The organism is Luteococcus sanguinis (genome assembly GCF_039527675.1).
Taxonomy (GTDB): Bacteria; Actinomycetota; Actinomycetes; order Propionibacteriales; family Propionibacteriaceae; genus Luteococcus; species Luteococcus sanguinis.
In genome coordinates, this window is record NZ_BAAAKI010000003.1 from 39,501 (window position 1) to 51,566 (window position 12,066).

Consider the following 12,066-nt stretch of genomic DNA (forward strand, 5'->3'; position numbering starts at 1 on the left):
AGGATCCACACCCAGCCACTGTCGCCGTTGCAGCGCCCAGCCCCATCGTCAATGCTGCGCGCCTTGTCAGCGCAAGCTCCTGCATGGCCATGGTCCTCCTGAATCACGTGTTACGGCCCGTCAACGGGCCGAAACTATGGGCCGGAAGGGCCACAACACGCCGTAGGAGTGCCCCGGACAACAACCGGGCAACACTGCGACAACACCTGCTGGAGGGTCAGAGGCTCAGCCGCGACAGGAACTGCCGGGTGCGGGCTTCTCGCGGATGGTCGAGCGCCTGTTCGGGCCGCCCGCGCTCGATGATCCGTCCTCCGTCGAGGAAGCAGACTGTGTCGGCGACCTGGCGGGCGAAACCCATCTCGTGGGTGGAGACGATCATGGTGACGCCCTCGTCGCGCAGCTCCCGCAACAGGTCCAGCACCTCACCCACCAGTTCCGGGTCCAGCGCCGATGTCACCTCGTCCAGGAGCAGCACCTTGGGGTCGTTCACCATCGCCCGTGCGATCGCCACCCGCTGCTGCTGCCCGCCCGACAACTCGTCCGGACGTGATGCGGCACGATCGGACAGCCCGACCCGGCCCAGCATCTCCACCGCGCGCTCCCGCGCCCGAGGAGCGGGAACACCGTGGACGCGTACCGACGCCAGCGCGACATTGTCGACGACGCTCAGGTGCGGGAACAGGTTGTAGGCCTGGAAGACCATCCCCATCCGGGCGCGGACGTCGTCGGCGTCCACGCGCGGGTCGGTGATGTCGTCCCCGTCGAGCTCGATGACGCCGTCGTCCACCTGCTCCAGCAGGTCGATGCAGCGCAGCAGCGTCGACTTGCCCGACCCGGACGCACCGATCAGCACGACGCATTCGCCGCGTCCCACCTCGAGGTCGATGCCATCCAAAACGGGCTTGGACGGAGCACGCCGCGTCCCCGGGAAGCTCTTGCGGAGGCCGGCGATGCGGAGCATCGGCCGTGCGTCGACAGCGGAAACCGAACTCACAGCACCGCCCCCTGACCCTGCCAGCCCTGCCGGCGCGCGACCGCGTCGGTCAGCCGCGCCATCGGGATCGTCAGCGACACGAACAAGGCGCCCGCCACCACATAGGGCGTGAAGTTGAAGTCGATCGCGGTCTGCATCTGGGCCGCGCGGATGGCGTCCACCACGCCGACGACGGCGATCAGGCCGGAGTCCTTCTGCAGGGACACCAGGTCGTTCATCAGCGGTGGGACGACCCGTCGGACGGCCTGCGGCAGAACCACGTGCCGCAGAGCCTGTGAGTGCGTCAGGCCCAACGAGCGCGCAGCCAGCACTTGCGAGGGATGGATCGACTCGATGCCCGCCCGGAAGACCTCACCCACATAGGCCGAATAGCTCAGAACCAGAGCGACAGCCGCCCAGAAGGTCATCGAGCTGGGCACGCCGGACAGGCGCAGGCTCGGCATTCCGAAGGCCAGCAGGAAGATCACGAGCAACAGTGGGAGCCCCCGGAAGAGGTCCGTGTACCCGGCCGCGAACACGCGCAGCGGGAAGAAGACCGGGCCCCGCAGGGTGCGCATCACCGCGAGCGTCAGGCCAAGAGCGGCGATCACCACGCCGCAGATGAGCATGATCCGGATGTTCAACCAGAAGCCGGCCAGCACTGCGGGGAAGGACGCCACCGCCTTGTCCCAGTCGAAGAAGGTCTCCCGAAACCGCGGCCAGCCCGGCGAGGTCACCAACAAAACCGCGGCGACGACGACCACGACCACCATGCTCAGCGCCGCCACGCAGTTCGAGCGGCGGGCCCGGGTCTGGCGGTAGCGGCGTCGTTCCTGCTCCAGCGCCGAGGGCGTCCAGGGGGCCTGGCTCACTTCAGCTCGGGAGCGCCGGCCTGCGCCAGCCAGGTTGACTGCAGCTTCTCGAGCGTCCCGTCGGCGCGTAGCGCGTCCACGGTCTGCGAGACGCAGGAGGTGAGCGGGCTGTCCTTGTCCAGCACGGCACCGAACTGCTCGGCGGTGTCGGTGGCGGGCAGCTGGCCCACGATCACGCCGTCGTCCAGCTGGGCTGCGGTCATGTAGAAGGCGGTGGGGACGTCGACGACGATCCCGTCGACCTGCTTGTTCTTCAGCGCCTGCACGGCGAGGTCATTGGTGTCGAAGACCTTGGCGGCCTTGGTGGGTTTCACCTGGTCGACGATGGCCTGGTAGCTGGTGGTACCGACCTGCGCGCCCAGCGTCGCGGCGGACAGATCGGCGATCGCGGTCTTTCCGTCGATGGCGCTGCCCTGGTAGGTGATCACCGCCTGGCGGACGTCGTAGTAGCCGGACGAGAAGTCGACGGCCTTGGCGCGCTCGGTGCTGATCGAGACCTGGTTGAGGTCGAGGTCAAAGCTCTTTGCGGCCGGGGAGATGGCGGTGTTGAAGGGGACCACCGCCCAGACGACGTCGGCCTTCGCGTAGCCCAGCTTCTCGGCGATGGCGTAGGCGACGGCCGACTCGTAACCCTTGCCATTGCTGGGGTCGTTGTCGCTGAACCAAGGCTCGTAGGCGGGGGAGTCGGTGCCGACCGTCAGCTTGCCCGCGGTGTGAGTCGTCAGGGAGGCCTTGGTGCAGCTGGCGGACGCGCTGCCGGAAGGGGTCGCGCTCGTCGACTGATCCACCGGCGCGGAGCAGCCGACCATGCCGAGCGATGCGGTGGCGAGTGCCACCAGCGGGACGAGTGCTGATCGGACGCGCGACACGGGAACCTCCTGGGCTGAGTGCCGGGTCGAACGACCGGCGACGGGCAGATTCTAGGTCACGGCAAGATGGGCGCATGCTCCGCTTCGGAATCATCGGGACCAACTTCATCAGTGAGTGGTTCGTGGCGGCATGCCGCGCCACCGAGGGGCGCGCGCAGATCGCCGCGGTCTGCTCTCGGGATGCCGCGCGCGCCCAGCAGTTCGCCGACGCCAACGGCGGGGGACGCGGGGTCGACACACCCGAGGCGCTGTTCGAGCTGGTCGACGCGGTCTACGTCGCGAGCCCCAACCTGCTGCACCATCCGCAGGCGATGGCTGCGTTGGCCGCGGGGAAGCACGTGCTGGTGGAGAAGACCATGGGCACCGACACAGCCCAGGTCGACGAGATCTTGACCGCTGCGCGCGCCAACAAGCTGGTGGCGATGGAGGCGATGCGCACCGTCCACGCACCCGCGCACCAACTCGTCCGCGAGCACCTTTCGGACCTCGGAACCATTCGCCACGCCCGCTTCGAGAAGCTTCAGTACTCCTCCCGGTATGACGCCTTCCGAGCTGGCGACATCCAGAACGCCTTCAATCCCGGGCTGGGGAACTCTGCGTTGGCCGACATCGGCGTCTACTGCCTGCAACCAGCGCTGGACCTCTTTGGCGCTCCCGAGAGCACCGTCGGCGCGAGCGTTCGGCTGCACAATGGGTTCGAGGGCGGCGGCTCGTTGGTGCTTCGCTACCCCGAAACCGTGGTCGACCTGGCGTGGTCGAAGATCGTGTCCGGGAGCCAGCCCAGCGTCATCCACGGCCAGGACGGCTGGATCAGCCTGGACGACCCGGGCGAACCCAGCCGCATCGTCCTGCAGCGCCGCGGGAGCGAGCCCGAGGTGCTGTTCGAGCAGGCGGCCATGCCCCCAGCCGCCCAGATGGTGCACGAGGTGCTCGACTTCTGCAATCAGGTCGAGGCGGGCCGCATGGACGAGCGCTGGTCCATGCTCTCGCTCGCTTCGCGCCGGGTCATGGACGAACACCTGGCCCGCTGATCGGCGGCACCCGCGCCAACACTCCGCCAAGAACGCCACCACAGAGCGATCCGGTCCCGCCTTGGGACCGGATTGCTCTCACATGGCATTCTTGGCGGACCCGCCCGAAGCGGTGTCCCGATTTGCGCTCGGTGCGTGACCTTTGTCACAGTGAATGACGAGGGGAGTACTTCCCAAGTCCCGGATCGGTCATGACGGACGGCCCATGCCGCCCCGGCCGGGACGCCAGCCATGACGGCGAAGGAGACCTCAGACCGCCTGACGATCCGAGGAACCACATGTTCGCAACACCCCTGGTTTGGGGCATCACCATCGCCGGAATCCTGGCGCTGTTCCTGCTCGACTTCCTGATCACCCGACGCCCGCACGAGGTCTCGATGCGCGAGGCAGTCGGCTGGTCGATCTTCTATGTCGCGATCCCACTGCTGTTCGGCGTGTGGGTCTGGAACAGCGGCGGGTCGACCACCGGCCTCGAGTTCTACACCGGCTACCTGGTGGAGAAGTCGCTGAGCGTCGACAACCTGTTCGTGTTCATGCTGCTGCTGTCCAGCTTCGCGGTCCCGCGCCCCCTCCAGCAGCGCGTGCTGCTCATCGGCGTGGCCGGCGCGCTGGTGCTGCGTGCCATCTTCATCGCGCTGGGCGCGGTGATGATCGCGAAGTTCTCCATCACCTTCCTCGTCTTCGGCATCATCCTGGCCATCACCGCCGTCAAGGTCTGGCGCGATGCCGTGGGGGAGAGCAACCACACCGACGTCCAGAACATGGCAGTGGTCAAGCTGATCAACCGCTTCGTCCCGGTCACCAGCGGCTACCACGGCACCAAGATGCTGGCGATCGAGAAGGGGCGTCGAGCCGCCACCCCGCTGCTCGTCGCGACGCTGGCGATCCTGGCCGTCGACATCCTGTTCGCCGTCGACTCCGTGCCCGCCGTCTACGGCATCACCGGCGACCCCTACCTGGTGTTTGCCACCAATGCCTTCGCGCTGCTTGGTCTGCGCGCGCTCTACTTCGTCCTCGAGGGCGTCCTCAACAAGCTCGTCCACCTCGGCCACGGGCTGGCGATCATCCTCGGCTTCATCGCCGTGAAGCTGGTGCTGCACTGGGCGCACACGGTCTGGCCTGCGGTTCCCACCGTCCCGACGCTGCTCTCGCTGGCCGTGATCGTCGGCGTCCTGGGGGTCGTCACGATCACCAGCATCTTGGCCACTCGCACCCAGCGAGGGCACGCCCGCTCCGAGGCCTGACGAGCGCGGTTGGCCCCGGCCAACGGCCATCGGCTACACTTCCAAAGCCCTCGACGCGAGGGTCTGCGGATGTAGCTCAATGGTAGAGCCCCAGTCTTCCAAACTGGCTACGCGGGTTCGATTCCCGTCATCCGCTCGGCCTGGCCCCCGCACGAACCAATTGGTTCGCGCGGGGGCCTTTCCCGTTCCCGCGTGGGTCTCGGCCCAGGTCCCCCCCGCCATGGCCGTCGTTGGAAGGCAGGCCAACCCCTCGCTAGGATGCTGAACTGCGTGCCCTGTTCCCGCGGGGCCAGACCCAGACCATTCCAGGAGAACTTGTGCCCAGCACTGTTGAGCAGCTCAGCCCGTCGCGGGTGAAGCTCACGATCGAGACGCCCTTCGAAGACCTCAAGCCCAGCCTCGACAAGGCCTACGCGGAGATCGCCCAGCAGGTGACCATCCCCGGCTTCCGCAAGGGCAAGGTGCCGTCGCAGATCATCGACCAGCGCTTCGGCCGCGGCATGGTGCTGCAGGAGGCCATCAACGACTATCTGCCGTACGCCTACGGCCAGGCCATCGAGGAGCACAAGCTCGTCACCCTGGGCCAGCCCGAGGTCGACGTCACCAAGCTTGAGGACGGCCAGCTGGTCGAGTTCACCGCCGAGGTTGACGTTCGTCCCGAGTTCGATCTGCCGTCGTTCGCCGACATCTCCGTCGAGGTCGACCCGGCCGTCGTGGACGAGTCGGACGTCGAGGAGCGCGTCGACATCCTGCGCCAGCGCTTCGCCACGAATGCCGACGTCGAGCGCGCCGCGGCCGATGGTGACCTGGTCACCATCGACCTCGAGGGCCGCCAGGACGGCGAGGTGCTCGAGGACGCCACCGCGACCGGCATCCAGTACAAGCTCGGTTCGGGCGGCATGCTCGACGGGCTGGACGAGGCCATCTCCGGCTTGTCCGTCGGCGACACCAAGACCTTCACCTCGACTCTGCTGGGCGGCGCCCACAAGGACGAGCAGGCCGAGATCACCGTCACGGTGACCAAGGTCGCCGAGCAGACCCTGCCCGAGATCGACGACGAGTTCGCCATGATGGTGAGCCAGTTCGACACCGCCGACGAGATGCGCAACGACCTGCGCAGCCGCGTCGAGCAGATGGCGCGCCTCGACCAGGCCGCCGATGCCCGCGACAAGGTGCTGGAGGCGGTCATCGCCAAGACCTCCTTCGACCTGCCGACCAACCTGGTCGACGCCGAGATCGCCGCCCGCAAGGAGCAGGTCACCAACCAGCTCGCCGCTGCCGGCCTGAGCGTGGAGCAGTACCTGCGCGACGCCGAGGACGAGACCGCCGAGACCGAGGACGACTTCTGGGCCGAGATCGAGAAGCGTTCGATGGACGCTCTCAAGGCCCAGATCGTGCTCGACAAGCTGGCCGACGACGAGGAGATCGACGTCAACCAGCAGGAGCTGATCGAGCTCGTCTTCGCGAAGGCGCAGCAGAACGGGACCTCCCCCGAGCAGGAGATCCAGCACATGTCCGAGCACAACCACCAGTTCGAGTGGATGCAGGAGGCTCGTCGCTCCAAGGCCCTCGCCAAGATGGTCAATGACGCCACGATCACCGACACCAACGGTGCGAAGGTCGACCTGTCGAAGCTGGGCCCGGACGGCTCGATCCTCGAGTCTGACGAGGCTGACGAGGCTGACGAGGCGAAGGCTCCCGTCGAAGACACCAAGCCCGCCAAGAAGGCTGCGGCGAAGAAGGCTCCGGCGAAGAAGGCTGCCGCGACCTCCGAGGCCGACGACGCTGCCCATGCCCCAGAGGAGGAGGCCGCTGAGGCGGCCGAGCCTGCCGCGAAGAAGGCTCCGGCGAAGAAGGCCCCGGCCAAGAAGACGGCTGCCAAGAAGGCTGCCGCCAAGCCCGAGGCCCCGGCCGACCAGGCCTGAGCACGAACCACGTGATGGACGGGCGTCGCACTCCGCTGGTGTGCGGCGCCCGTTCGTCGTCAATCCGGCTGTCTGCTGACCGCCGTCCATCAAACTGGCTGTCGTGAACAGAGGAGTGCCCGTGCTGGAGAAGGTTCGCAACCTGCTGCGCCGCGATGTGGAGCCGGTGGCCGCGGTCGTCGTGGCCCAAGAGCCACTCGGTCCCGAGACAGCCCAGGAGGTGATCGACCGCGTGACTGATCCGCGGGCCCGGGTGGTCGTCCGGGAGGAGGGCCTGGGCACGGAGCTCGACCCTGCAGCGCAGTTCGCCCCCACGCCTACCGAGACCGCCGCATCTGGCCTGCCGCGTTTCGCCGTGGCCGTGCTGTCGATCGCCGCGATCCTGGTCGGGCTGCGGCAGCTGCAGGGATTCGCGGCCTTCGTCGCACCCGCCTTCTTCGCCCTCAACCTGATGATCACCGCCTACCCGCTCAAGCGGCTGCTGTCGCGTGCCGGCGTGCCCGACTGGCTGGGTTCGCTGGTGGCCGGCCTCGCCGTTCTGCTGGCACTGTCACTGATGCTGTTCGGGCTGGTCTACGCGGTCAGCGCCATGGTCGCCGAGCTGCCCAAGTACGAGACGCAGTTCACCAGCATCTATGAGCAGACCGTTGCCCTGGCGACGCGCTACTTCAACCTGGACGAATCGCAGTTGCTCGACAAGCTCAAGGGCATCGACCCCTCGAGCCTGATGAGCGTGGTGACCGGCTTGCTGAGCAATGCCCAGGGCGTCGCCTCACTGCTGATCGTGCTGGTCACCACCTTGATCTTCATGGTGATGGACTCCGCCGACATCGAGAAGCGCCTCGAGGCTGCCGCCTCGACGCATCCCCGCGTGGTCGACGGTCTGTCCAGCTTCGCGCAGGGCATCCGCAAGTACTGGCTCGTGACCACCTTGTTCGGCCTGATCGTGGCGGTGCTCGACTACGGCATCCTGCTCGGCATCGGCGTCCCGCTGTCGTTGACCTGGGCGCTGTTCAGCTTCCTGACCAACTACATTCCCAACGTCGGCTTCGTGATCGGCGTCATCCCGCCGGCGTTGCTGGCGCTGGTGGATCAGGACTGGCAGGCGGCGCTGATGGTCGTCGTCCTCTACACCGTCGTGAACTTCGCCGTGCAGTCAATCATCCAGCCGCGCGTCGCGGGTGATGCGGTCGGCCTGACGCCCACGCTGTCGTTCCTGTCGTTGCTGCTGTGGTCCTATGTGCTCGGCGCGACGGGTGCGCTGGTGGCCCTGCCCGCCTCTCTCCTGGTGAAGGCGCTGCTCGTGGATGTCGACCCGCGGGCGCGCTGGACCAACACCCTGATTTCCTCCCGAATCAGTGACGGGGACCCGATCGGCACGGGAGAATCCCGAGCGGTCTGAGCTCGGGGCCCCGCAAGATCTCATAGCAGGTTCATTCCCGTCCGCGCCAACAGCGAACAGGCGTGGCACTTCATTGTTTTGTCGGATGGGCCGGGTAGGTTCGTCGCGTGAACGAAAACATGGATCGTGGTCTCCGTGCCGCAGCCGTTGGCGGCTCCGGCATCGGCATGACCGACAACGTCTACCAGTCGCTGCTGGCCAACCGCATCGTCTTCCTCGGTGACGAGGTGAAGGACGAGAACGCCAACGCCATCTGCGCGCAGCTGCTGCTGCTCAATGCGGAGGATCCCAACTCCGACATCTTCCTGTACATCAACTCCCCAGGCGGCTCGGTGACCGCTGGCATGGCGATCTTCGACACCATGCAGTGGATCAGCAATGACGTTGCCACGGTGGCGATGGGCCTGGCCGCCTCGATGGGCCAGTTCCTGCTGAGCGCCGGAACCAAGGGCAAGCGGTTCGCGCTGCCGCACAGTCGCATCATGATGCACCAGCCCTCGGGCGGCATCGGTGGCACCGCCTCCGACATCCGGATCCAGGCGGAGCAGTCGCTGCACGTCAAGAAGGAGATGGCGACGCTGATCGCCCAGCACACCGGCCAGTCGATCGACCAGATCGAGGCCGACTCCGACCGCGATCGGTGGTTCACAGCCCAGCAGGCGCTGGAGTACGGGTTCATCGACCACGTCTACGAGCGCGCCAGCCAGATCACCACCGACGCCCCCAACCAGTGAGCACCCTGAGATGACCATCAACATGAACCCCGCACTGCCCGGCGGCATGGCCCCGGCCAGCCCGTCCATGGACTACTACATCCCGCAGTGGGAAGAGCGCACCAGCTACGGCGTGCGTCGCGTCGACCCCTACACGAAGTTGTTCGAGGACCGCATCATCTTCCTCGGCACCCCGATCAGCGACGACATCGCCAATGCGGTCATGGCCCAGCTGCTGTGCCTGCAGTCGATGGACGCCGACCGTCCGATCTCGATGTACATCAACAGCCCCGGTGGTTCCTTCACCGCTCTGACGGCGATCTACGACACGATGCAGTACATCAAGCCCGACGTTCAGACCATCTGCCTCGGCCAAGCAGCCTCGGCTGCAGCGGTCATCCTGGCGGCCGGGACGAAGGGCAAGCGCCTCGCGCTGCCGAACTCGCGGATCCTGATCCACCAGCCGGCGACCGAGGGCACCTACGGCCAGTCGTCCGACCTGGAGATCCAGGCGCGCGAGATCCTGCGCATCCGTTCCCTGATGGAGACGATGCTGGCCAAGGACACCGGCCAGAGCGTGGAGACGGTCAGTCGTGACATCGAGCGCGACAAGTTCCTGACCGCCGAGGAGGCCGTCCAGTACGGCATCATCGACGAAATCCTGCCGTCACTCAAGGCCGCCAACTGACCCAGGATTGACACCCTGCCCGCCCGCCCCGGAATGCCTCGAGGAGCGAGCCGGGGCGGGCTAGGGTAGGGCGACAGTCTGGAAAGGAGCAGAGCATGGCACGCATCGGTGAGTCCGGTGACCTGTTCAAGTGCTCGTTCTGCGGCAAGAGCCAGAAGCAGGTGAAGAAGCTCATCGCGGGTCCCGGCGTGTACATCTGCGACGAGTGCATCGACCTGTGCAACGAGATCATCGAGGAGGAGTTCAGCGAGGGCACCGATGTCGGCATGCTGGACGATCTCCCCAAGCCCACGGAAATCCGCAACTTCCTCGACACCTACGTGATTGGCCAGGACAGGGCCAAGCGCGCCCTGGCCGTGGCCGTGTACAACCACTACAAGCGGGTGCAGGCTGCCAGCGCCACTCCTGCCCGCCGCGGCGCCGATGATGACGGCGTTGAACTGGGCAAGTCGAACATCCTGTTGATCGGCCCCACCGGCTGCGGCAAGACCTATCTCGCGCAGACGCTGGCCAAGATGCTCAACGTCCCCTTCGCCATGGCGGACGCGACGGCGCTCACCGAGGCCGGCTATGTCGGCGAGGACGTCGAGAACATCCTGCTCAAGTTGATCCAGGCTGCCGACTTCGACGTGAAGAAGGCCGAGACCGGCATCATCTACATCGACGAGATCGACAAGGTCGCCCGCAAGAGCGAGAACCCCTCGATCACCCGCGACGTCTCCGGGGAGGGCGTGCAGCAGGCGCTGCTGAAGATCCTCGAGGGAACGCAAGCATCCGTCCCGCCACAAGGAGGGCGCAAGCACCCGCACCAGGAGTTCTTGCAGATCGACACGACCAACGTCTTGTTCATCGTCGGCGGTGCCTTCGCGGGTCTGGAGCAGATCATCGACCAGCGCATCGGCAAGCGTCCGTTGGGCTTCAACACCTCGCCGGAGACGCGGCAGTCGCTGGGGGAGGACCCCTTCGCCGCGGTCACACCGGACGACCTGCACAAGTTCGGCCTGATCCCCGAGTTCATCGGACGGTTGCCGATGATCTCGACGGTCACGCCGCTCGACAAGCAGTCGTTGGTGCGCATCCTCACCGAACCCCGCAATGCGCTGGTGAAGCAGTTCCGCAAGCTCTTCGAGCTGGACGGGGTGCAGTTGGAGTTCACCCCGGACGCGATCGACGCCGTCGCCGACAAGGCGATCGCGCGCGGCACCGGTGCCCGGGGCCTGCGCGCCATCTTGGAGGAGTCGCTGCTCGACATCATGTTCGAGGTGCCCAGCCAAGGCGAGGTGGCCCAGGTGGTCATCACCGCCGCTGTGGTGAACGGCGAGGCCCAGCCGACGCTCGTGCCCCGCGCCAAGCTCGCCCCCCGCGGCGAGATGACTGCCTGACCGGAGGAGAAAACCATGCGGGTGACGCTGCCCACCACCGAACTGCTCGAGGCGCTGCGCCCGCTCGTCCCCGGCCACGTCCAGCTCGAGGTGTGGGACTGGGCGGCACCCGTGGCGGGTCCGGTCGACCTCGCGGTGCTGCCGTACATGGCGCCCGCCTCGGTGCTCGGCGTCCTGGCGGGCAGCCAGGTCAGCGCCGTCCAGTCACAGTCGCTGGGCTTTGACAACATGGACGAGCACCTGCCCGAGGGCATCACCTTGAGCAATGCCGTCGGCGTCCACGAGGGCGCCACCGGGGAACTGGCGGCGGCACTGGTGCTGTCGGGCCTGCGAGACCTGCCACGCTCGGTGGACCAACAGCGGGCCTCGGTCTGGGAGCAGTACTGGACGCCCGGTCTGCTCGGCCGCACCGTGCTGGTGCTCGGCGTCGGAGGCGTGGGAGCGGCGGTGGCCGACCGCCTGCGCCCCTTCGAGGTCGACATGGTGCGCGCCGCCTCCCGAGCCAGGGACGACGAGCACGGGCACATCCACGGCACCGATGAGCTCCCGCAGCTGGTTGCCGAGGCCGATGTGATCGTGATCGGGCTGCCGCTGACCGACCAGACGCGTGGTCTGTTCGACGAGCACCTGATCGGCACCATGAAGCCGGGTGCCTTGCTGGTGAACGTCGGCCGCGGCGCGATCGTCGACACCGACGCCTTGGTCGCGGCTTGCGCCGCTGGACGGATCATCGCCGCCCTGGACGTGATGGACCCTGAACCGCTCCCTGCCGAGCACCCGCTGTGGGCCACCCCTGGCGTGACGATCGTCCCCCACCTGGGCGGTCGCACCACGTCGATGGATGCCCGCGTGCAGAAGCTCGTCGCAGACCAGGTCAATCGTCTCGCCGCCGGGGGAGCGCTCGCGCACCGCGTGCTGTGACAGTGCGCGCTGCTCAACCCTGACGGCACGAGGAGCGGGCCCCGGC

General features: G+C 67.1%; 11 protein-coding genes and 1 tRNA gene. 9 read left to right on the forward strand and 3 right to left on the reverse strand.

Annotated features, from left to right (window positions below):
- Positions 1–217: 217 nt before the first annotated feature.
- Genes ABD089_RS02480 through ABD089_RS02490 form a run of 3 tightly spaced genes read right to left on the reverse strand, consistent with a single transcriptional unit; the run spans position 218 to position 2,714 of the window.
- Positions 218–961: an amino acid ABC transporter ATP-binding protein gene (locus tag ABD089_RS02480; RefSeq protein ID WP_343884621.1), complete on the reverse strand. Its 744-nt coding sequence runs from the start codon at positions 959–961 to the stop codon at positions 218–220.
- 29 nt (positions 962–990) lie between these two features.
- Positions 991–1,845: an amino acid ABC transporter permease gene (locus ABD089_RS02485; protein ID WP_343884623.1), complete on the reverse strand. Its 855-nt coding sequence runs from the start codon at positions 1,843–1,845 to the stop codon at positions 991–993.
- Complete coding sequence (locus tag ABD089_RS02490; RefSeq protein ID WP_343884624.1) at positions 1,842–2,714, reverse strand: ABC transporter substrate-binding protein; 873 nt, start codon at positions 2,712–2,714, stop codon at positions 1,842–1,844. The genes ABD089_RS02485 and ABD089_RS02490 overlap by 4 nt, the downstream gene beginning before the upstream one ends.
- A gap of 74 nt (positions 2,715–2,788) precedes the next feature.
- Here ABD089_RS02490 and ABD089_RS02495 point away from each other — a divergent pair, with 74 nt between their 5' ends.
- The 9 genes from ABD089_RS02495 to ABD089_RS02535 all read left to right on the forward strand — a co-directional run bounded on the left by ABD089_RS02495 (position 2,789) and on the right by ABD089_RS02535 (position 12,020).
- A complete protein-coding gene (locus ABD089_RS02495; protein WP_343884625.1) occupies positions 2,789–3,745 on the forward strand; it encodes a Gfo/Idh/MocA family protein in 957 nt (318 codons plus the stop codon).
- Positions 3,746–4,023: 278 nt separating this feature from the next.
- Complete coding sequence (locus tag ABD089_RS02500) at positions 4,024–4,989, forward strand: TerC/Alx family metal homeostasis membrane protein (protein WP_343884626.1); 966 nt, start codon at positions 4,024–4,026, stop codon at positions 4,987–4,989.
- A 65-nt stretch (positions 4,990–5,054) separates the two neighbouring features.
- Positions 5,055–5,125 (forward strand) — tRNA-Gly (locus ABD089_RS02505).
- Positions 5,126–5,306: 181 nt separating this feature from the next.
- A complete protein-coding gene (gene tig, locus ABD089_RS02510) occupies positions 5,307–6,914 on the forward strand; it encodes a trigger factor (protein ID WP_343884627.1) in 1,608 nt (535 codons plus the stop codon).
- Between the two features lie 121 nt (positions 6,915–7,035).
- Positions 7,036–8,316, forward strand: coding sequence for an AI-2E family transporter (locus ABD089_RS02515; RefSeq protein WP_343884628.1), 1,281 nt, complete (start codon positions 7,036–7,038; stop codon positions 8,314–8,316).
- 119 nt (positions 8,317–8,435) lie between these two features.
- Positions 8,436–9,050: an ATP-dependent Clp protease proteolytic subunit gene (locus tag ABD089_RS02520; RefSeq protein WP_343884851.1), complete on the forward strand. Its 615-nt coding sequence runs from the start codon at positions 8,436–8,438 to the stop codon at positions 9,048–9,050.
- Positions 9,051–9,060: 10 nt separating this feature from the next.
- The gene (locus ABD089_RS02525; protein ID WP_343884630.1) at positions 9,061–9,717 is read left to right on the forward strand and encodes an ATP-dependent Clp protease proteolytic subunit; all 657 of its coding nucleotides are present in this window, start codon (positions 9,061–9,063) and stop codon (positions 9,715–9,717) included.
- Positions 9,718–9,812: 95 nt separating this feature from the next.
- Positions 9,813–11,099, forward strand: a complete 1,287-nt coding sequence (gene clpX, locus ABD089_RS02530; protein WP_343884631.1) for an ATP-dependent Clp protease ATP-binding subunit ClpX — start codon at positions 9,813–9,815, stop codon at positions 11,097–11,099.
- A 15-nt stretch (positions 11,100–11,114) separates the two neighbouring features.
- Positions 11,115–12,020, forward strand: a complete 906-nt coding sequence (locus ABD089_RS02535) for an NAD(P)-dependent oxidoreductase (RefSeq protein WP_343884632.1) — start codon at positions 11,115–11,117, stop codon at positions 12,018–12,020.
- Positions 12,021–12,066: the final 46 nt, after the last annotated feature.

Bases quoted from the DNA above. Each gene is read 5' to 3' on its own strand.
- ABD089_RS02480 (WP_343884621.1), bottom strand. From the start codon at position 961: ATGCTCCGCATCGCCGGCCTCCGCAAGAGCTTCCCGGGGACGCGGCGT.
- ABD089_RS02495 (WP_343884625.1), top strand. From the start codon at position 2,789: ATGCTCCGCTTCGGAATCATCGGGACCAACTTCATCAGTGAGTGGTTC.
- ABD089_RS02500 (WP_343884626.1), top strand. From the start codon at position 4,024: ATGTTCGCAACACCCCTGGTTTGGGGCATCACCATCGCCGGAATCCTG.
- ABD089_RS02520 (WP_343884851.1), top strand. From the start codon at position 8,436: ATGGATCGTGGTCTCCGTGCCGCAGCCGTTGGCGGCTCCGGCATCGGC.
- ABD089_RS02525 (WP_343884630.1), top strand. From the start codon at position 9,061: ATGACCATCAACATGAACCCCGCACTGCCCGGCGGCATGGCCCCGGCC.
- clpX (WP_343884631.1), top strand. From the start codon at position 9,813: ATGGCACGCATCGGTGAGTCCGGTGACCTGTTCAAGTGCTCGTTCTGC.
- ABD089_RS02535 (WP_343884632.1), top strand. From the start codon at position 11,115: ATGCGGGTGACGCTGCCCACCACCGAACTGCTCGAGGCGCTGCGCCCG.